Source organism: Catenovulum adriaticum (assembly GCF_026725475.1).
In the GTDB taxonomy this organism is placed as follows: domain Bacteria; phylum Pseudomonadota; class Gammaproteobacteria; order Enterobacterales; family Alteromonadaceae; genus Catenovulum; species Catenovulum adriaticum.
This window is the reverse complement of sequence record NZ_CP109965.1, coordinates 2,203,711-2,223,727: the sequence shown is the minus strand read 5'-3', so window position 1 is coordinate 2,223,727 and position 20,017 is coordinate 2,203,711. Positions and strand designations below refer to the sequence as shown.

Sequence of the window (20,017 nt, the reverse complement as noted above, 5' to 3'; positions counted from 1 at the left end):
TAACTCAAAATCTGCTTAATTTGGCTTAGATTAACCGTATTTAGTTATGAAAATAACGAGTTTACTTAATATTTTGCTTGATTGCAGCAAAATACAAAATTAACGGACTTTAATTTGATAATTTTTCGATATCTACTGGTAGAAACCTTTAAAGCTCAGTTTGCCGTATTTGCTGTGTTAATGACGATTTTTACCTCACAAACCTTAATGCGGGTATTAGATGATGCCGTCGACGGGAAGTTACCCACCGAGCTGGTCGCTAATATGTTGATGTTATATATGCCCTCCCTTGCTGGTTTGATTTTACCGCTGAGTTTATTTATTGGTATATTTTTAGCGCACGGGCAAATGTATGCCGATAGTGAAATGACTGTATTAAAAGCCTGTGGTGTTAGCGAGTGGTATGTCAGCCGAGTTACTTTGGTGTTAGCGCTGATTATTGCCATTATTGCTGGGTTATTTTCTTTGTGGTGGACGCCGAGCGCATTTGAAGAAAGGGAAGTACTGCGCCAAGAGATTAAAGCCAATGTTGGTCTATCCTCTATCGTCGCGGGACAATTTGAGCAATCAAGTAATAAAAAAGCGGTAATATTTGTTCATGAAAATGAAAAAAATAGCGGTCAGTTAAGTAAGGTATTTGTTGCGCAGCTTACAGCAAATAATGAAAGCGAAAACGATTTTTATGTGTTGTATGCTAAAAGCGGTTATACAGAATCATTTAACCAAGGCGCTGAACGTTTAATTTTGTCTGAAGGCACAGCCTATCAAGGCAATTCGCATCAGCTCGATTATCAGATTACAGACTTTGTTGACTACAAGATGATCATCAAAGAGCAAACCATTGAAGAAAAAAGACTTAAGTTGTTAGCCGTGCCTACACCTGAATTATTAACTATTCCCGGCAATGCGGCAATTGCAGAGTGGCAATGGCGCATCTCTTTACCCATTAGTGTTATTATCGTTGCGTTAATTGCAGTGCCTTTAGCCCGAGTGAAACCTAGGCAAGGTAAATACGCTAAGCTCGTGCCTGCTTTTGCGATTTATTTGTGTTACTTCTTACTCTTGATGGCAGGGCGATCAGCACTGGAAGACGGCAAAATTCCACCACCGCTAGGGCTTTGGTGGATTCATGCCGGTGCTTTGGCTTATGGGCTGTATTTATTTACAACAGAGCGTACATTAGGTCGTCAATTTATTGCCAAATTTATACGTAGGAAGCGCGCATGATTAAAATTTTAGATTGGTATATTGGGCGCGCCATTGTTTCAGGTACGTTTTTTACTTTATTGGTATTAACAGCATTAAGCGGTTTAATTAAATTTGTTGAACAACTGAGATTAATTGGTCGTGGAACTTATGTGATGTCTGATGCGGCTATGTTTGTCGGCTTATCAATTGCTCGCGATTTAGAGATCTTTTTTCCAATGGCCGCTTTATTGGGCGGGTTATTAGGGCTAGGTGCACTGGCGAGTAATAGTGAACTCATTGTAATGCAAGCTGCCGGTTTGTCTAAGCTAGATATTATTAAATCAGTGATGAAAACGACCACCATTATGGTTGTTATTGTGCTCGTTATTGGAGAGTTTTTAGCACCTAAAATGGAGCAAGCAGCTGATAAGTTAAAAGATACCGCCATTTATGGTGACAAAGCTGAAGTTTCAGCACAGTCTGTCTGGTTAAAAGATGGCGCTAAATTTGTTTATGTCGGTGACAGTAAAGATATTTCGCACCTAAAAGACATCACCATCTATGATTTTTCAGATGAACTTGAACTAACACAGGTGACACATGCAGAATCTGCTGAGTTTAAAGGTAGTGACTGGACGTTAAGTCAAATATCACACACTCAAATTGGTTCGCAGTCAATTAGTCGCAATACAGAAGCAGAGGCGACTTGGCAGTCTAATATTACACCTGATAAATTAGCTGTGGTATCAACCACGCCAGAGTCATTATCGCTTGCAGAATTATCTAATTATTTGGATTATTTAGATAATAATGAGCAAGATGCTAGCCGTTATCAACTCGCTTTTTGGCGTAAAATTTTACAGCCTATAACAGTTGCCGTGATGATGTTAATGGCTTTGTCTTTTATTTTTGGGCCTCTGCGTAGTACTTCAATGGGCGCGAGGATTTTAATGGGTGTGATGACAGGTTTTGGTTTTTTTATTGCCAATCGAATTTTTGGGCCCATTGTATTGGTATTTAATATTTCACCTATTATCGGTGCGTTAATGCCAAGCCTGATTTTTACTTTGGTTGCACTGCATTTACTTAAAAAGCGTTAGCTATAAAATGTGTGCAAATATAATGCGTTATCTACTTATATTTATTGGCTGGAGCGCCATTGTATTAGGCGCGTTAGGCGTGGTTTTACCTGTACTACCAACAACGCCTTTTATTTTATTAGCAGGTGCTTGTTTTGCTAAATCGTCCCCTCGGTTTTATCAATGGCTGCTTAACCAAGCGTATTTTGGCGAAATGATTACCAATTACCAAAAATATAAAGGTATTAGTCGCAAAATAAAAGTAAGAGCGATTTTACTCATGTGGTTGAGTATGAGTTTTTCAGCCTATTTAGTGGGCCAGCTTTGGCTGACCTTAACTTTGTTGTTAACTGCTGTGGCTGTCAGTTGTTATTTATGGCGCTTACCTGAGCCGCCGACTTTAAAATAATTTTGAACTGACCATGTCGCCTATTTGAATATTGGCTAGCATATTATTGTTTGTGGTTTGAGCTACCGCAGAGTGGGGGTAAACTTGAGTGACTTCAACCTGGTAGTGGCTGATAATATAATTTGGGCGGACAATGCCTTGCTTGTCTGTGAAGCTTGCTTGATGAAGAATTTTAAAACGATCCCCCACATTTATTTTATTTTTACTGCCTAAATTAAATCGAATTTGACTGTCTGCTACTTCAATAATTTGCCCTTTAGCTGCGGTACACTGCATTAACGCTTCTAATTCGTTCAAACTTTTATCTATTTGATTATTTACGGCTAAGCCATAATCGCTTTGCCAAAAAAGGCGGCTATTTATATTAACTCGTTTTTTTATATCAAAGGGCCAGTGCGCGTCAGTTTGGTAATTAAATGTTTGCACAAGTTCACCGTTATATGCGTTAAACAACTCTATTTGCATATCAAAATAGCGGTGCGCTTGTTCACCCGTTAACCAGTTAGTTAACCGATTGTCGTTATACTGAATAGAGAGATCTGTTAATCGACCTGCTAAAATATATTGCACATCGCTACGTCGTGCGATTGCCGCAAGCATAGCTTTATCTAATTGGCTGCTCATAGTTTGTTGAGCATCGCTTAATTGAATTGGTGAAGGGTAATAATCTCTGGCGTCTAAGTGAAGAGATTGAGTTTGTAAACCTTGATAAATTTTTTCACTGACTTTGCTGGCTAGTGGATAAATCTCACCAATTTGAGCTTGTTCTTGATGACTAACAATAAAAGGAATAACGGCAATTGATTTGCGGTAATCAGCGGTAAAACATTGCCTGTCTTCGGCAAATACATCGGCGCGAATCGACACTTCTACCCGAGTGTTAGACACTTTTTCGTTAATAATTTCAATATCGTTAACCACACCGCTGCTGCGCACCATAAAGAGGTCTTGGGTGAGTAAACCATTTCGAACTTGCTGGGTACTTGATATTGATGCGCCTGAAAAAAGTAGCGCTTCTTTAATGGCTTCATCAATTGCTTTTTTACGAGCTTGGGTTGTATTGCCTTGATAAACTTTCGCGACGCCAGTTGTTTGATACCAAGCTGAAAAAGCAGAAGGTGCCATCCCAGACAATAAAATAGTTAATAAACAATACCTAAGACAATGCTTTTTTAAAATCAGGCTCATAATGCTCACATATCAATCAGTTGATTAAATTTAAAGTGCGTCAAAAAAATAGCACTTTTTATTTAATTTTAGCCAAATTGGCGTTTATTAAACGACTAAAGCGAATTTTATGCCAAGACATTATTTTTGCTTGTTTATTAAAGCTTAAGTATAGCGAGCATCTGTCTATTTTGATATTTTTTGGTTTTACTCGTTGATTAAAATGACGTCAAAATATAATTGGAACTATTTTTGCATTAGTCACCAATAAATCAAAATTTAATTATTTTAAGGCCAGTTAAATGCCAAAAATTGCTAAATTTGCCAGTGTATTTAGCTTATTTATGCTGGGGTGTTCAACACAAACTGTTAATAGTTATTTAGTGCCAGATACACCGGAAGCTGTAAAAGTGCCTGCTGATACATCTAACATGAGCCAATTATCGGTCAAAGCTTACAGTTTTATGCTAGCGGATGAATTGTTGCAACCTTTGGCTCAGCACAATTTAAACGGCAATATGTTAGTGACTCGTTTTGTTGATCAACAAAGCCGAACTCATGTAACGGATAAATCGTCGCCTTTAGCGGATTTAGGCGGGCAATTAGAAGAAAGCTTTATATACGAGTTACAAAAGCGTGGCTATAAAGTGATTGATTTTAAGCTCAGAGATTCAGTTTTAGTCCAGCCTGAAGGCGATTATATATGGAGCCGAGATTTAGCCGATTTAAAATCGAAAGTGGATGCTAAATATGTTGTATCGGGCACGTTAACGCCTCATCAAAATGGCGCCGTAGTTAATATTAGAATGATGAATATGAAAGATGGAGTCGTATTGGCAACAGCTCAGGGGTTTGTTCCTAATAACGTATTTTGGTCAGATGAAAAAGTGACAACTCGTAATGGTATTTTAATGCACAAAGGCGAGAATAACCGGGTTATTGGAGGCGATCGTGAAAGTTATTTTTAAATTATTCATAGTTAGCTTGTTTTTAACCGCATGCCAAACAAACTCAGATTTAGTACAGCTACATAAATATAATGAGTGGGAGTATCAGTTACCTGAAGAAGACTACATTGTCACCGCAACAGGGTACGCTCCTATTAATAGCCAAACCGGAAGTGATAAAACGGTCAAAATGATTAAAGCGATCAAAGTATCTAAATTAGATGCTTATCGAGATTTATCTGAAAAAGTACACGGTTATCAATTAAGTGGCAAGGTGAGTGTTAGAGATTTGGTGATGGGAGATGAACAAATTCGTGCCTCGGTACAAGGGGTGATAAAAGGCGCTCGGTTGATTAAATCATATCCTTTAGACGATGTGTATGTTACTGAGTTAGAACTTAATTTGCGTGATTTATATCGGGTGAGGGCTTTTACTAATGGGCAAACCCGAATTATCGATTCAAAGTACTACTAGTTGAGACTAGGTGGGGGAATAATGAAATCTTTTAGCTTATTAGCAGTAGCGACCGCAAGTGTACTCACGTTAGCTGGTTGTCATTCAATTGCAAAGTGGCAGCAAAAAAATGCTGATACCAACCAGTCGGCGGAAAAGCAAGCTCAATTAAATGATGAAATATTTAATGGACATCAAGATGCTGAATATACTAACTATTGGGCTAGGTCGCCGCATGCGTATTTAAATAAAAAAACAGCTCATTTACGCTCAGATACTCAATTAGACATTAGTGATTATGTTGAAGCTATGTCGATGCGTTTAATCAAAAATATGCGTTATGTTTCTGACAAAACACCCATTGCAGTGACTAGCTTTGTACCCATTGACTCAAATTTAGAACAAAGTAATTTGTTGGGTATGCACCTAGCTGAAAGCTTTCAGCACAATATGCAAAACTTAGGTTTGTCGGTAATTGACTATAAAGCAACCGGAACGATTAGAGTGACTGATCAAGGTGACTTTTCACTCAGTCGAGATATAGATGAATTGAAACATAACCATCCAATTGAATACATATTGACAGGGACTTTTACTTATAAAGATACTGGTATAGATATATACGCACGCGTGATTGGTGTCGAAAGTAGAGCCATTGTGGCTTCTTCACAAGGGGTAATCCCAACGGCGGTTGCTGAACAATTAATATCGTCTAAGCAAAACTCAGGAATTAGCCTAGTGAATCAATAAATGTTTACGTGAGTTTGTTAAGCTCATTTTCCTAAGCAAAATGGATAAATCTGAAACCTGTTAATTAAAAATGTTGTAGTCGCTTTGCTAAACATTTTTAATTAACAGGTTTTTTGTCGATTGATTTAGGCTGCCCTATTTTGTGTTTATAACTATTGAAGGTGTGCTTATGTGTGTTGGTTGTTGCTTTGTTTTTAGATTCTTGCCTTAAATGACATAAAAACCAGTCAATTTTTTGAGGAGAATTTAATGACTATTGGCGTGAGTTAAAGGATTGGGTAAGTCAAAGTTAGCTGAAGTTGATTTAGCAAGTTAGCGAAGCAGATTAGGCTTTGATGCCTTTACCTAAAGTTTGTGTTTGAGCCTGACCTTGTTTATCGTAAGTCATAGCATCAGAGTTTTTGAGCGCTAAAATGGATTGCTTTAATCGTAACACGTTATTTAAACTGGTGCGGATAACGCGTTCGTTAATTGCGCTTTGCGTTTTAATGTCAGCCAGCAATTCATCTAGTTTCGCAACCGCTTGGTTAAAGTGCTCATCTTTTTTGAGCTCTGATAAGTTTTCTAATTGCGAGATTTGTTGGTCAGTTTGCTGAATTTGTGTAAGTAGTTCGTTTTTATTTACCGCAATATTATACACTTCATCAGACTTTCGCTGTTTATAAGCCACCAACTCGTCGTTTAACAGTTGAGTAAATCCCTCAAGTTGAGATTGTTGCTTTGCTAATAACGCTTCATGTTGTGACATTAAATGTAAACCTGCTATTTAAAACGAATACAAAAATTATAGACCAAATAACTTGCCTTCGCTTGCAATAATATTATTTGCTAGCTTTTCGGCATTCACTTTATATTCGCCAGACTCAACCGCTTTTTTAAGACGATCTACTTTTTCTTGATCAAAGCCGCTCGCATTGTTTGCTTTTTTGGTCAAGTTATTTAAATTTTGCGCGGTTTGCGTTAATGACACAGAGTCTTGTCTGGGTGCATTTTTGGCTTGCTGCGCAGCTTGGTTAGCTGGATTATTTAACTGTTGATTTTGTTGCGACTTTTGCGCATCAACCGTATTTTTTCCGAGCTGGTTATTTAGGTTGTTTAGATTAATTGCCATATCTATACCTGTTAAAAAATGACTTCCAATAACTATATCGGCCATTTGTATTAAAGCTTTAGCCCTGTTTTCGTTAATTTATAAAAAAATTTGGATAGCACCAACTGAACTCACTCGGCCTTGTACAATCCGGTTTGAGCTCTTATTTTTTACACTAACTGTTTCACCATAAGTTGCATCAGACATGGCAACTCCGGTTGCTTTTACCGATAAGCCTGAAGTAATTGCCTCTATTGTAACCATTTCACCACGACAAACAAAGCAAATATTGCGGTTAATAATAGCTTGTCCTGATTTTATTTGTCGTTTTGCTTTACTGCCAATGATGGTATTTTTATCGGCAATAAATCCATTTCTTGAACGATTTTTTTCTAATAGCCTAACTTGAATATCTCCCTGACTGATGGTTTGCCCTGACTCTATATACTGGGTGGCGACAACAACCGGCGTCATAATTTTGACTTGGACAGGGACATACAACAGCCACTCTGTATCGGCATTGCATTTTATTTTAACCGTCATATTTTTAGAATAGGTATTAAAATTAGGCACGTCAGCAACGAGTTCACCGTTACATGGGTTTAGTTTTAATCGAGAATCAATAGGGGAGGCTATCGCTTTTAACGTTTCATCTGCTTGTTTAGGATACATTGACTCCACATGGTCCGCAGCAAAGTTTTCAATTTGTTTTTTGGTATAGTTAGCGGCTAAAGTTGCGCCAGAAAATAGGGTTAAGCTGGCGAATAACCAAGCGATTTGTGTTTTCATATTCTAACCTTAGCAAATAAATGCGACTTTTTTCATATTCGACTATGCTTAATCAAAAAAAAGCGTTATAAAAGAAACTAATATCTATTGTCAAAAACTGTTGGTATCTTGACTAATAGCCGTGTTATTGCATTATTTTGTGGTATTGAAGCAATTATCACACCAATAATAATGCCGAAGTGAATGTTGGAGAAAAGTATGGCAGGTGTTTTAGACTCTGTTAATCAGCGTACCCAATTGGTAGGACAAAATCGGTTGGAGCTTTTATTGTTTAAATTGCAAGGAAGGCAAAGATTTGGGATTAACGTTTTTAAAGTTCGAGAAGTTTTGCAGTGTCCAAAACTGACTTCCCTACCTAAACGAAATCCTTATATTCGAGGTGTGGCGCATATTCGTGGCCAGACTATATCGGTTATCGATTTAAGCATGGCAACTGGCGGCAAACCAGTTGAAGATACCAGTACATGCTTTATTGTGATTTCTGAGTATAACCGGTCGGTACAGGGATTTTTAGTTTCCTCGGTCGAGCGTATTATTAATATTAACTGGGAATCTATTTTACCACCGCCAAAAGGCGCTGGACGATATAGTTACTTAACCGCCGTTACCGAAGTTGATAAAGAGCTGGTTGAAATTTTAGATGTTGAAAAAATCTTACACGAGATAATGCCAATTGACGCTCAAGTGAGTGATGCCGTTATGCAAGCTAATCCGGTAGAGAAAGATTATTCAACGAAGAAAATTTATATTGCCGACGATTCATCGGTCGCACGAAACCAAGTTAAAAGAGCTCTCGAAGGATTTGGTATTGATTTACAATTAGCAATTAATGGTAAAGATGCACTCAATAAATTACTCGCTGAGGCAGAAGAAACCGGTGAAGTAACGGATAAGGTAGCGTTACTTATTTCAGATATTGAAATGCCAGAAATGGATGGTTATACCTTAACGGCTGAAATAAAAAATAATCCAAAATTGAAAAACTTAAAAGTTATTTTGCATACCTCATTGAGTGGTGTTTTTAATCATGCCATGGTTGAAAAAGTAGGTGCGGATGATTTTATTGCAAAGTTTAACCCAGACGAATTAGCGGGTGCAGTTCAAAAATGGTTAAATGTTTAAATTAGGGATCGTTTGTGCTTGATAAAAATATAAGCTCGGAAGACTATAGAAAATTCTGCACATTTTTAGAACATCAATGTGGCATAGTGCTTGGTGAAAACAAGCAATATTTAGTTAAAAGTCGTTTAACACCATTAATTAGCAAGTTTAATGTGGCCACAATTTCAGATGTGATTAACCGAGCGATGAGTATGACAGAGCGGCAACTCCGTGCCGCTGTTGTCGATGCAATGACAACGAATGAAACCTTATGGTTTAGAGACTCCTACCCGTTTGAAGTGCTAGCTAAAGATATTTTTCCGCAATACGATGGTAAATTTAAAACTGTGAAAGTTTGGTCTGCGGCCGCTTCATCAGGACAAGAGCCATACTCTATTGCTATGGCGTCTGCAGAGCACCAGCAACGTAAAGCCAACGCTTGCAAAGTTCAAATATTAGGTACCGATATTTCGCCGAGTATGCTGGAACTTTGTAAAAATGCTACCTACGACTCGCTAGCGTTAGCTCGTGGTTTATCCCCGCAGCGTAAACAACAATTTTTTCAAGCATCAATTGAGTCAGGTTGTATGACATTAAAACCTAACATTACCCAAATGGTTAATTTTAGGCAGATGAACTTATTAGACAGCTATAGCTTGCTAGGTAAGTTTGATATTATTTTTTGTCGAAATGTGCTTATTTATTTTTCTGCACAAAATAAAGCAAAAATTTTGAAACAATTTTCAAAAGCACTAAACCCAGATGGTTATCTATTTTTAGGGGCTTCGGAGTCTATTTCGGGGTTAAGTGACGACTTTGTAATGCAAAGGTGTAACCCTGGTATTGTTTACCGGTTAAAAAACTAACATACCAACAGCCATTGCCGCTTCATGTTTAAGGCGGCAATGATTGACTCTCTTTTGTCGCTAATCTCTCACCTTTATAATTAAATCCTTTCTACATTAGTTTTAACTCACTGATATTATTTGGTTATTTTTTTAGTTTTTATTGCTTAAGCTGGTTGGCATTTTATTTGCTTTATTCTAAACATGTGAGTTTAGGAGACAAAAAAATGGCGATTTCTTTCGATAAAGCTTTTGGCGTGCATCCTCAAGCGATTCAATTAAGAACTGAGCGCTCTGAAGTGTTGGCCAGTAATATCGCTAATGCAGATACACCCGGCTATAAAGCTAAAGACTTTAACTTTTCGGAAGCCTTATCTGGCGCGCGTCATCGCTATACAACGTCGCTTGAGCGCACCAATGATAAACATATTTCAGTCAGCAGTCAGATGAACGACGGCTTACAGTTCAGAACGCCAAATCAACCGGATACCGGAGATGGTAATACAGTTGATCTGCAAGCTGAACGAAATGAATTTTTACAAAACCAGGTTAGGTTTAATGCCAGTGTTCAATTTATGACAGATAAAATTTCTAGTTTGAAAAAAGCAATTAAGGGTGGGCAACCATAATGAGTAGCTTATTTAATGTATTTGATATTTCTGGCTCAGCCATGAGTGCACAGTCTGTCAGGTTAAATACCACGGCAAGTAATTTATCAAACGCGAATAGTGTGAGTTCATCGGTAGATGAGACATATCGCTCTCGTCAACCTGTATTTGCGGCTGAAATGAGTCGTGCACAAAATAATATGGATAATACAGAGAATGTTGGCGTAAAAGTACTTGGCATTGTCGAAAGCGACAAGCCTTTGCAGGTTGAGTTTAACCCTAACCACCCTATGGCGGATAAAAACGGCTACATCTACAAGCCAAATGTGAATGTGATGGAAGAAATGGCGAATATGATTTCAGCATCACGTAGTTACCAAACTAATATTCAAATTGCAGATGCCGCTAAAAAAATGCTTTCTCGAACCTTGCGAATAGGTCAAGGTCAATAAGGATAACTGATATGAGTAGCGTTGATACATCCTATACTGATTCTTTACGGTGGGAACAAAATGAAGGCACCAAAGTGCCTGAAGACACAGGTAATAAAGCATTACAACAAGAAGACTTTTTTGCTTTGTTAACCACCCAATTAGCAGCTCAAGATCCAACCAATCCAACCAGCAATGATGAAATGATCTCGCAAATGACAAATTTCACCATGGCGGACGGTATTAGTGATTTAGGCAATAAGTTTGATACTTTTACTAGTCAGTTTTCGGAATTCCTAGAAAATTCGTCATCGAGTCAAACTTCTAATAATGCATTGCAAGCCTCTTCAATGGTAGGACAGACAGTACTGGTTGAAAGCAACGAAGTTCCGCTATTTCAGTTTGATGAAGAAAATTATGGCATGTCTGGTCAATTAATGATGGAAAACGGCATGAATGATATTCGAGTTGAGGTTACAGATAGCAGCGGTAAAGTGGTTAATACCATTGAGGTTGGTGCGGTTTCAGAAGGGCCAGCAGGTTTTTATTGGGATGGTTTAGATGCCGACGGTAATCAAATGCCATCTGGTTTATATACGTTAAATGCAACGGGTATAAACCCGAGTAGTGGCGAGCGAAATGACATTAAAGTAGGTGCTTACTCTAGTGTAAATAGCGTTAGCTTTGGTAGTGGTAATAAACTTTCATTGAACTTATCTGGTTTAGGTAGTTTTTCGATGGATGATATTCTTGAAGTCGCATCTTAAGCGGCAGTAACTTAAAGAGGTGAAAACTTATGTCTTTTAACATTGCGCTTAGTGGTATTTCGGTTTCGCAAAAAGATTTAAATACAACCGCAAATAACATTGCAAACTCAAATACAACCGGCTTCAAGGGCTCGAGAGCTGAATTTGCTGATGTATATGCCAGTAGTGTATTTGGCGGCGGTAAAACAAAAGTGGGTGATGGCGGTTTAACGGCGGTCGTTGCTCAGCAATTTAGCCAGGGTAGCTTAAAATTTACAACTAACTCGCTAGATTTGGCAATTACTGGTAATGGTTTTTTTGCCACTACGCCAGAGTTAACTTCACGTGATAACACTTTTACTCGAGCTGGTAATTTTAAATTGAATGAAGATAATTTTGTGGTGACTAACCAAGGTAATTATTTACAGGTTTATCCAGTTAATGAAGATGGTACATCACAAGGGGTTTCTTTAAGCACCACAGATGCATTACGAATACCTGACTCAGCAGGTGTGCCGATTGAAACCAGTGAAGTAGAGATGACATTTAACGTAGATTCTACTTCAACTCCGCTGGACCCAGCATTATTTAATCCAAATGATAATTCAACTTATCATGCATCTTCATCTGTGACGGTTTATGACTCTTTAGGTGAGAGCCATATTCAAACCACTTATTATGTTAAAGATGAAGCGGGGGCAGCTGCTGCGCCACCAATTAATCGCTGGCATGTTTTTATGTCAATTGACGCAGATGATAATGGTAATCCTATCCCGGTTGATTTAAATGGCACCGCGACAGGGGCGACAGATCCGGATGCGGGTGGAACAGTGACTGCAGCACCGACAGGTTATGGTGCAGGTGATGGCGATTTTGTCGGTGTACCTATAGTGTTTGATAATCAAGGGATAGTTCAGTCGGTTAATGGGTATTTCCCAGGGGTTGATGCTGAACCTTTCATTCAAACTCAAGAATTGGGCCCAAATGCGGGTCAAGCAGGTGTTTTAACCAACGGGGCAAATCCAGCGCAGCAGATTACTTTAGATTTTCAAGATCCGACTCAATTTGCCTCTGCGTTTGAAGTGACCTCGCTTGAGCAAGACGGCGCAACCGTCGGGCGATTAACCGGTGTGAGTATTGGCGATGATGGTTTAGTTTCAGCGAATTATTCTAACGGCACAGTTGATTTTTTAGGTCGGGTAGCATTGGTGCGATTTGCCAATGAGCAAGGTTTGCAGCAAATTGGTAACACCAGTTGGAAAGAGACGATTTCATCGGGGCAAGCTTTAGCCGGTGAAGCCAATACAGGTACTTTTGGTAGTGTTGTTTCATCTGCACTTGAGCAATCAAATGTGGATATTACCCAAGAATTAGTTGATTTGATAACTGCTCAAAAATCATTTCAAGCTAACTCAAGAGCTTTAGATGTGAACTCACAATTACAACAAAATATTTTGCAGATTCGATAATAACTTTATCGAATCTGACAGTTCAACACCAGTCAACTCAAAGCCACATTTACTGTGGCTTTTTTATTTTTATTTAGCATCCTTCAGCTGGCAGTTAATTTTAGCTAGACGATTATCGTCAATAAACTGGCTAGCCTTTTCTTCCCTAAAAGCTAAGTTTATATCTTAAGTAATTTCAATAACTTAATTTAAATATTCTATTATTTGTTAAATTGGTATGCCGTTTGCTTTATCTATTGTACGTCAAATAATCAACGGCAGTCGATATGGATAAAATGTTATATATTGCAGCGAGCGGAGCAAAGCAAAATCTGCTCAATGTTTCTATGCAAGCCAACAATTTAGCCAATGTAAAAACCATAGGTTTTAAAGCTGATATGGCACAGGCCCGAAGCATGCAAGCTTTTGGTGAAGGTTTACCAACTCGAGTATTTTCAATGACCGAAAGGCCAGCGCAAAATATGGCTGGTGGAACTTTAATTACAACCGGACGAGATTTGGATATTGCAATTCAAGGAGATGGTTGGATGGCTGTTCAGGATAACCAAGGGGACGAAGCTTATACCCGCGCTGGTAATTTGCAAATAACCCCTGAAGGCATGCTGACTACAGCGCGAGGCAACCCTGTATTAGGGGAAGGCGGCCCTATTATTTTGCCTGTACCAGTTGATAAGGTAGAAATAGGTTTAGATGGCTCCATAGTGGTGAGGCCTCAAGGCGCACCCGCTAATTTTTTAGAAGACGTGGACCGAATTAAGCTGATTAAACCAGACGATGATTTTCAGTTAGATAAGAAAAATGATGGTTTATTTCGCCCAAAAGACCAGCAAGAATTTGAATTATGTGGATTTTGTGATGCATCGCCAGACGTTAAAATTGTTAAAGGCGCATTAGAGTCCAGTAATGTAAATGCGGTTAGTGCCATGGTTGATATGGTTTCGCTGCAACGTCAATTTGAAATGCAAACTAAGATGATGAAACAAGCGGAAACGATAGATCAGCAGTCAGACGCTTTAATGCGAGTTTTTTAATTGAGCTAATGCTCAGGAGGTTATTATGCACTCAGCTCTCTGGATTAGTAAAACCGGACTTGATGCAACCCAAACTGATATTTCGGTTATTTCTAATAATTTAGCCAATGCCAGTACGATTGGTTTTAAAAAAAGCCGAGCTATTTTTGAAGATTTATTATATCAAAACATAAATCAGCCAGGTGGTCGTTCTTCACAAGATACTGAATTGCCTAATGGGTTAATGTTGGGGGCAGGTTCTAAAGTAGTAGCGACTCAAAAAAACTTTAGTCAAGGCAATATGCAAACTACTGAAAACTCGCTCGATATGATGATTCAAGGTAAAGGTTTTTTCGAGGTTTTACAGCCTGACGGCACCATAGCTTATACCCGAAATGGCCAGTTTACTTTAGATGAAGAAGGTCAAATGGTGACATCAGGTGCGGGTTTTTTATTACAACCTAATATTGTTGTGCCTGAAAACGCACAGTCTATAACGGTGTCACAAGATGGAGAAGTTTCAGTTACCTTGCCGGGCGAAGCTGATAATGCAGTTATCGGCCAGTTAACGGTGTCTGATTTTATTAATCCATCAGGCTTACAACCTATGGGTCAAAATTTATATAAAGAAACAGCGGTTAGTGGAGCTCCAGTTCAAGGGGTTCCCGGTGTTGATGGCTTAGGTTTAACCATTCAAGGTGCATTGGAAACGTCAAATGTCAACGTCACTGAAGAATTGGTTAATTTAATAGAGAGCCAACGTGCATTTGAAATGAATTCAAAAGTCATTTCATCGGTTGACCAAATGTTAGGCCAAGCGGTTCAGCAACTATAATTTTAAATGTTTGGAGCAAAATCATGAAACCAATATATGTCATGCAATCTTTTGTATTGGTCTGTGCAGGGTTATTAACTGGCTGTGCCTCTACGCCGATGGAGCAACCAGAACCGGATGATCCTATGTATGCACCTATTGAGGCTGCTCCAACTATGACTCAAGTTGTGCCTAATGGCTCTTTGTTTAGCACTGTCGCTAACAATAATATTTACTCAGACAGCAAAGCCAGACGTCTTGGCGACATTATTACTGTCATGTTGGAAGAAAATACATCTGCTTCTAAAAACGCTAAAGCGGAATACGGTAAAGAGAATGATATCAGCATGGCGCCTTTTACCGCTTTTGGGAAAAACGTTACCTTTAAAGGTAACCCAATTGATTTAGGTTTAAGCAGCGAAACAGAATTTAAAGGCGATTCAAAAGCTGATCAAAGCAATAGCCTTAACGGTGAAATATCTGTACATGTGACGCGTATTTTACCGAATGGCAATTTGGTTGTTCGAGGTGAGAAATGGCTCACGTTAAATACAGGTAAAGAATATATTCGGTTAACCGGAACATTACGGCCTGAAGATGTGAGCAGTAGTAATACAGTTGCCAGTAATCGAATTGCGAATGCAAGAATTGAATATAGCGGAACAGGTTCGTTTGCAGATGCCAATAAGCAAGGTTGGTTATCGAGTTTCTTTTATTCCACTTGGTGGCCATTTTAAGAGGCGGGATGACGATGAAATCTCTATATAAAAAAATGCTTTGGTTAGCCAGTTTAAGTTTATTAATAGTAAGCAATCAAGCAATAGCACAACGCATAAAAGATTTAGCCAGTATCCAAGGTATTAGAAATAACCAATTAGTGGGCTATGGCCTAGTGGTTGGTTTACCTGGCACGGGCGAGCAAAGTCCTTTTACAGAACAAAGCTTTAAAACCATGCTTAATAATTTTGGTATTAGCATGCCATCTGATGTTAAACCCAAAATTAAAAATGTGGCTGCAGTTGCGGTTAGCGCAACATTACCACCTTTTACCAAACCAGGCCAAACCATAGATGTTACCGTGTCTTCTATCGGCAGTGCCGGTAGTTTAAATGGCGGTACGTTATTACAAACCTTCTTAAAGGGGATCGATGGCCAAGTTTATGCTGTCGCACAAGGTAGCTTAGTGGTTGGTGGTTTTGGCATACAAGGTGGAGATGGCTCGCGTGTATTAGTTAATACGCCAACCGTTGGTCGTATTGCTAATGGCGCTTTGGTTGAACGAGAGGTAAAAACGGCTTTAGGCAATGGCGACCATTTGGTTTATAACCTGCACCGGCCTGATTTTACCACCGCCAAGCGAATGGCTGATGTGATAAATCAATTAGTAGGGCCAAATACAGCCACAGCGGTTGATGCAACCTCAGTACAAGTGATGGCACCGCGTGATATTGGTCAACGTGTTTCTTATATCTCAACCTTAGAAAATTTACAGTTTAATCCGGCCGATGCGCCCGCAAAAGTCATTGTTAATTCTCGTACAGGCACCATAGTGATAGGTCAAGATGTGCGTTTAGCGCCAACCGCAATTACTCACGGCGGTTTAACGGTAACCATTGCTGAAAACCAGCAAGTGAATCAACCTAACGCCTTTGGCGACGGTGAAACTGTGGTCACAACTCAATCTGTGATTGATGTTGCCCAGGACGATACTCGGATGTTTGTACTGGATACGGGGGCTAGTTTAGATGAATTGGTTCGCGCTATGAACGAAATAGGCGCAGCGCCAGGAGATTTAATGGCCATTTTAGAAGCCTTAAAAGAAGCAGGTGCTTTGCAAGGCGAGTTAGTGATTATTTAGGGTTTGCAATGGACAAATTAGAGCAATCACAACTATATAACGACTTTTCTGGCTTAGATGAGCTACGTCAAGGCGGGCTTAAAAACGATAAGCAAGCGCTGCGCAAAGCCGCCGAGCATTTTGAATCTATTTTTATGAAGATGATGCTCAAAAGCATGCGTCAGGCTGAAGAGGTTTTAGCCGATAAAGATAGCCCTTTTAATAGCCAAACCACAAAATTTTATCGAGATATGCATGATGACCAAATGGCGATGGATTTATCTCAAACAGGTGCCTTAGGTTTGGCTGATTTAATTGTGCAACAACTCGATCCTAATCCTGACAATTTTCAAAGTGCGCAAAGCTTAAGGCCGGATGCCGGTTTACAGCAAGCATTACACAGCCCTAAATATGCTCAGCAATTGCGTCAAACAGATAGCGAGTTTGATAAGTCGTTAGATGACTCAATGCAGATGGCTAATTTAGTTCAGGCTGAGCAATTAGCGCGTTATCAGCATCTTCAACCCAATCAACCGCTTGCAAATGAGCCAATTCAGCAAGCTAGTGCGATTAATTCGAACAAGCTATTAAGTTTTGAATCAAAGCAAGATTTTGTTGATAAATTGATGCCGATTGCTGAAAAAGTAGCGCACAAAATTGGTATAGAGCCTCAAGCTATGATAGCTCAAGCTGCGCTAGAGACAGGCTGGGGGCAAAAAATGATCCAAAATTCAGATGGCAGTAATGCATTGAATTTTTTTGGTATTAAAGCGGATAATCGTTGGCAAGGTGATAAGGCCTACGTTAATACGCTTGAACACCGAAATGGGGTAGCAGTTCAGGAAAAAGCTCATTTTAGATCTTATGATAACGTTCATCAGGCACTAGATGACTATACCCAATTTATTCAAACTAACCCTAGATATAGCGAAGCTGTCTCCGTTGCTAACGATTCTAATGCTTACTTTACCGAGCTGCAAAACGCAGGGTATGCAACCGATCCTAATTATGCGTCAAAAATACAAGCCATATTAAAAGATTCCGTTTTTAAATCATCATCTGTGCTAAAGTTTTAAGATAACGAGCCGATATTTAAATACAGCTTAAAAGTATGACTGTGGCTATACTTTTATCGTGTTTAGGGTCATATTTTATTCAAGCTTTAGCACATTAAATTTGTATTAATCATCTAAATCGACTCACATTTGAGTTATTTAATTTTAGGTACGACCTATGAGTTCTCTATTACAGATTGGTAGTTCATCGTTATTAGGTAATCAAAACCAGTTAGCGACAACCAGTAATAACATCGCAAATTTAAATACCCCAGGCTACTCGCGTCAACGCACTGAGTATTCGAGCTATGTTGAGTGGGGGGTTGGTCGCCCACAAGTGACTCGATTATTTGATCAGTTTGCGATTGATCAATTCCGACGAGATACCTCTGAACATTCACGTTTAAAAGCTTTGTCAGATAATACCGCGGTGTTAGATACCTTATTTTCTGATGACTCAACCAGTATCGCCAAAGGGTTAGACAGCATTTTTTCACGCTTACACGAAGCTAGTGATGATCCAACTTCATTAACGCCAAGGCAACTTGTAATATCAGACTCACAAGCTTTAGTCGACAGAATGCAAAGTTTATCTGATCGTGTTCTAGAGCAAGAAAACGTTATCAACGATGAGCTAAAATTGCAGTTAAATGAAACCAATTCATTGATAAAGTCATTGCATGATATTAATCAGAGTGTAGTGACTTCTAAAAAAACGGAAGTGAATGGACAAGCCTCGCCAGAACTATTAGATGAGCGAGATGAAATAGTAAAAAAATTAGCCGAGAAACTAAATTTACAGCCGCTTGAAGATAATAGTGGGGCTATTTTATTGAATACACAAAATGGTCAACCTTTAGTCACGAATGGACATTACTTTCAATTTAAAGCAGTAAATGGTGATCCTGATCCAACCAGAACTCAAATTGAAATTTCAGCCAGCAACGGTTCAGCCAACCGAAGTTTTAATACTAATGATTTAGGCGGTGAGATAGGGGGCTTAATTGAATACCGCAAAACGGTATTGGATGAATCTGTTAACTCATTAGGTCAATTAGCGATTGCTTACGCCGATGCGATGAATGAGCAAAATAAAAAAGGTGTAACACTGGACGGAGATTTAGGAGAGGATGTTTTTAACATACCTACCACTAAAGCACTCGGTTTTGATGATAACTCTAGCAGCAACCATTTTATCGAAGTCGGTATTGAAGACGGCAAAGGTGGTAGCGTTACTAACTTTGATTATGAACTCACCTTTACCAGTGCAACAGAGTATACCGTGCAAGCGTATCAAGGCGGAGATGCCGTAGGAAACACTAGTGGACCTTTCACCATACCGGCCAATACGACGGATACTCAAGCCAGCGCCCAAGGTTTACCCGATGGTTTAGAATTAAGATTTGAAGCGGATGGTGCATTTGCGCAAGGCGATAAATTTTTAGTTCGCCCAACTCGATTAGCGGGTGTGCAAATTGATTTAAATATCAACCGGCCTGAACAATTAGCGTTGGCTGCGCCTATTACGGTTGAAAACCCCATTGCTAACTTGGGTTCAGGTGACGCTAAATTGACTAGCGTGAGCTCTACTGATAGCTCAAATACGCCGCTTAATATGTCAGCTTTTGACGGCGCTGGTAACTTAGATGCTGACGCGCCTGCAAAAGTAGTTTACACCCTTGCAGAAGAATATGAAGTACAAGACAGTACAGGTGCAGTGATAGGCACGGTAACTGACGGCAATAATATTATGCAGCAACTGCGTGATGCAGGTACATGGCCAGCCGGCTCACATGGTGAAAACTATCCTGGATATGAAATTAGTGTCTCGGGTAAGCCAGAACCGGGTGATGAATTTAACTTAGCCTATAACTCAGATAGCTTAGATGATAACTTTAATGCGCAGCAACTGACCGATTTACAATCGAGTGATACGATGCGCCGTAATGTAAGTGGCTCTGAGCAAAATACCCTCACCTTTAATCAAGCTTATTCTAATTTAATTGGCTTTGTTGGCGATACCGCAAATCGTGCTAACGTAGATTTAGCAGCTAGCGAAAGTTTGTTGTCGCAATCTGAAGCTAGAGTACAAAATGTAGCCGGGGTTAATCTAGATGAAGAAGCTGCAGATTTAATTAAGTTTGAACAAGCTTATAATGCATCAGCCAGAATTATTACCGTTGCTCAAACTATTTTTGATTCGCTGCTAGCAGCTGTGAGGACTTAAT

At 39.2% G+C, this 20,017-nt stretch carries 22 protein-coding genes; 18 read left to right on the top strand and 4 right to left on the bottom strand.

What is annotated here, in order from left to right:
- The first annotated feature begins 114 nt into the window (after window positions 1–114).
- The 3 genes from lptF to OLW01_RS09645 are packed head-to-tail and all read left to right on the top strand — an operon-like array spanning window position 115 to window position 2,676.
- The gene (gene lptF / locus OLW01_RS09655) at window positions 115–1,227 is read left to right on the top strand and encodes an LPS export ABC transporter permease LptF (protein WP_268073666.1); all 1,113 of its coding nucleotides are present in this window, start codon (window positions 115–117) and stop codon (window positions 1,225–1,227) included.
- Window positions 1,224–2,288 (top strand): LPS export ABC transporter permease LptG, encoded by a 1,065-nt coding sequence (gene lptG / locus OLW01_RS09650; protein ID WP_268073664.1) that lies wholly within the window; start codon window positions 1,224–1,226, stop codon window positions 2,286–2,288. The genes lptF and lptG overlap by 4 nt, the downstream gene beginning before the upstream one ends.
- Window positions 2,289–2,310: 22 nt before the next feature.
- Window positions 2,311–2,676 carry a YbaN family protein gene (locus OLW01_RS09645; RefSeq protein WP_268073662.1) on the top strand — a complete coding sequence of 122 codons (366 nt, stop codon included), beginning with the start codon at window positions 2,311–2,313 and terminating at the stop codon, window positions 2,674–2,676.
- Here the strand turns inward: OLW01_RS09645 and OLW01_RS09640 are convergent.
- Window positions 2,668–3,864, bottom strand: coding sequence for a flagella assembly protein FlgT (locus OLW01_RS09640; protein ID WP_268073660.1), 1,197 nt, complete (start codon window positions 3,862–3,864; stop codon window positions 2,668–2,670). The two genes, OLW01_RS09645 and OLW01_RS09640, sit on opposite strands and share 9 nt — an antisense overlap.
- Window positions 3,865–4,145: 281 nt before the next feature.
- Here OLW01_RS09640 and OLW01_RS09635 point away from each other — a divergent pair, with 281 nt between their 5' ends.
- The 3 genes from OLW01_RS09635 to OLW01_RS09625 are packed head-to-tail and all read left to right on the top strand — an operon-like array spanning window position 4,146 to window position 5,994.
- Complete coding sequence (locus OLW01_RS09635) at window positions 4,146–4,811, top strand: FlgO family outer membrane protein (protein ID WP_268073659.1); 666 nt, start codon at window positions 4,146–4,148, stop codon at window positions 4,809–4,811.
- On the top strand, window positions 4,795–5,265 hold the full coding sequence (locus OLW01_RS09630) for an LPP20 family lipoprotein (RefSeq protein WP_268073658.1): 471 nt from the start codon (window positions 4,795–4,797) through the stop codon (window positions 5,263–5,265). The genes OLW01_RS09635 and OLW01_RS09630 overlap by 17 nt, the downstream gene beginning before the upstream one ends.
- 21 nt (window positions 5,266–5,286) lie before the next feature.
- Window positions 5,287–5,994 carry a FlgO family outer membrane protein gene (locus OLW01_RS09625; RefSeq protein ID WP_268073657.1) on the top strand — a complete coding sequence of 236 codons (708 nt, stop codon included), beginning with the start codon at window positions 5,287–5,289 and terminating at the stop codon, window positions 5,992–5,994.
- 325 nt (window positions 5,995–6,319) lie between these two features.
- On the opposite strand, the gene flgN is transcribed toward OLW01_RS09625, so the two are convergent.
- The 3 genes from flgN to flgA form a co-directional block, all read right to left on the bottom strand.
- The gene (gene flgN / locus OLW01_RS09620; RefSeq protein WP_268073655.1) at window positions 6,320–6,742 is read right to left on the bottom strand and encodes a flagellar export chaperone FlgN; all 423 of its coding nucleotides are present in this window, start codon (window positions 6,740–6,742) and stop codon (window positions 6,320–6,322) included.
- A 36-nt stretch (window positions 6,743–6,778) separates the two neighbouring features.
- Entirely contained in the window at window positions 6,779–7,099 is a 321-nt protein-coding gene (gene flgM / locus OLW01_RS09615) for a flagellar biosynthesis anti-sigma factor FlgM (protein ID WP_268076204.1), read from the bottom strand.
- 84 nt (window positions 7,100–7,183) lie between these two features.
- Window positions 7,184–7,873 (bottom strand): flagellar basal body P-ring formation chaperone FlgA, encoded by a 690-nt coding sequence (flgA, locus tag OLW01_RS09610; protein ID WP_268073653.1) that lies wholly within the window; start codon window positions 7,871–7,873, stop codon window positions 7,184–7,186.
- Between the two features lie 198 nt (window positions 7,874–8,071).
- Between flgA and OLW01_RS09605 the strand changes: the two genes are divergently transcribed.
- The 12 genes from OLW01_RS09605 to flgK all read left to right on the top strand — a co-directional run bounded on the left by OLW01_RS09605 (window position 8,072) and on the right by flgK (window position 20,016).
- Window positions 8,072–8,995: a chemotaxis protein CheV gene (locus tag OLW01_RS09605; RefSeq protein WP_268073651.1), complete on the top strand. Its 924-nt coding sequence runs from the start codon at window positions 8,072–8,074 to the stop codon at window positions 8,993–8,995.
- A 14-nt stretch (window positions 8,996–9,009) separates the two neighbouring features.
- Window positions 9,010–9,840 carry a CheR family methyltransferase gene (locus OLW01_RS09600; RefSeq protein WP_268073649.1) on the top strand — a complete coding sequence of 277 codons (831 nt, stop codon included), beginning with the start codon at window positions 9,010–9,012 and terminating at the stop codon, window positions 9,838–9,840.
- A 206-nt stretch (window positions 9,841–10,046) separates the two neighbouring features.
- Window positions 10,047–10,448 carry a flagellar basal body rod protein FlgB gene (flgB, locus tag OLW01_RS09595; protein WP_268073648.1) on the top strand — a complete coding sequence of 134 codons (402 nt, stop codon included), beginning with the start codon at window positions 10,047–10,049 and terminating at the stop codon, window positions 10,446–10,448.
- Window positions 10,448–10,879, top strand: coding sequence for a flagellar basal body rod protein FlgC (gene flgC / locus OLW01_RS09590; protein ID WP_268073646.1), 432 nt, complete (start codon window positions 10,448–10,450; stop codon window positions 10,877–10,879). The genes flgB and flgC overlap by 1 nt, the downstream gene beginning before the upstream one ends.
- 11 nt (window positions 10,880–10,890) lie before the next feature.
- The gene (locus tag OLW01_RS09585) at window positions 10,891–11,625 is read left to right on the top strand and encodes a flagellar hook assembly protein FlgD (RefSeq protein WP_268073645.1); all 735 of its coding nucleotides are present in this window, start codon (window positions 10,891–10,893) and stop codon (window positions 11,623–11,625) included.
- A 29-nt stretch (window positions 11,626–11,654) separates the two neighbouring features.
- On the top strand, window positions 11,655–13,073 hold the full coding sequence (gene flgE, locus OLW01_RS09580) for a flagellar hook protein FlgE (RefSeq protein ID WP_268073644.1): 1,419 nt from the start codon (window positions 11,655–11,657) through the stop codon (window positions 13,071–13,073).
- A gap of 266 nt (window positions 13,074–13,339) precedes the next feature.
- Window positions 13,340–14,104, top strand: coding sequence for a flagellar basal-body rod protein FlgF (flgF, locus tag OLW01_RS09575; protein WP_268073643.1), 765 nt, complete (start codon window positions 13,340–13,342; stop codon window positions 14,102–14,104).
- Between the two features lie 25 nt (window positions 14,105–14,129).
- Window positions 14,130–14,918: a flagellar basal-body rod protein FlgG gene (gene flgG, locus OLW01_RS09570; RefSeq protein WP_268073642.1), complete on the top strand. Its 789-nt coding sequence runs from the start codon at window positions 14,130–14,132 to the stop codon at window positions 14,916–14,918.
- A gap of 23 nt (window positions 14,919–14,941) precedes the next feature.
- The gene (flgH, locus tag OLW01_RS09565; protein WP_428980158.1) at window positions 14,942–15,634 is read left to right on the top strand and encodes a flagellar basal body L-ring protein FlgH; all 693 of its coding nucleotides are present in this window, start codon (window positions 14,942–14,944) and stop codon (window positions 15,632–15,634) included.
- Between the two features lie 35 nt (window positions 15,635–15,669).
- Window positions 15,670–16,755 carry a flagellar basal body P-ring protein FlgI gene (locus tag OLW01_RS09560; RefSeq protein WP_268076201.1) on the top strand — a complete coding sequence of 362 codons (1,086 nt, stop codon included), beginning with the start codon at window positions 15,670–15,672 and terminating at the stop codon, window positions 16,753–16,755.
- An 8-nt stretch (window positions 16,756–16,763) separates the two neighbouring features.
- Window positions 16,764–17,810 carry a flagellar assembly peptidoglycan hydrolase FlgJ gene (gene flgJ / locus OLW01_RS09555; protein ID WP_268073641.1) on the top strand — a complete coding sequence of 349 codons (1,047 nt, stop codon included), beginning with the start codon at window positions 16,764–16,766 and terminating at the stop codon, window positions 17,808–17,810.
- A 157-nt stretch (window positions 17,811–17,967) separates the two neighbouring features.
- Window positions 17,968–20,016 carry a flagellar hook-associated protein FlgK gene (gene flgK / locus OLW01_RS09550; protein WP_268073640.1) on the top strand — a complete coding sequence of 683 codons (2,049 nt, stop codon included), beginning with the start codon at window positions 17,968–17,970 and terminating at the stop codon, window positions 20,014–20,016.
- Window position 20,017: the final 1 nt, after the last annotated feature.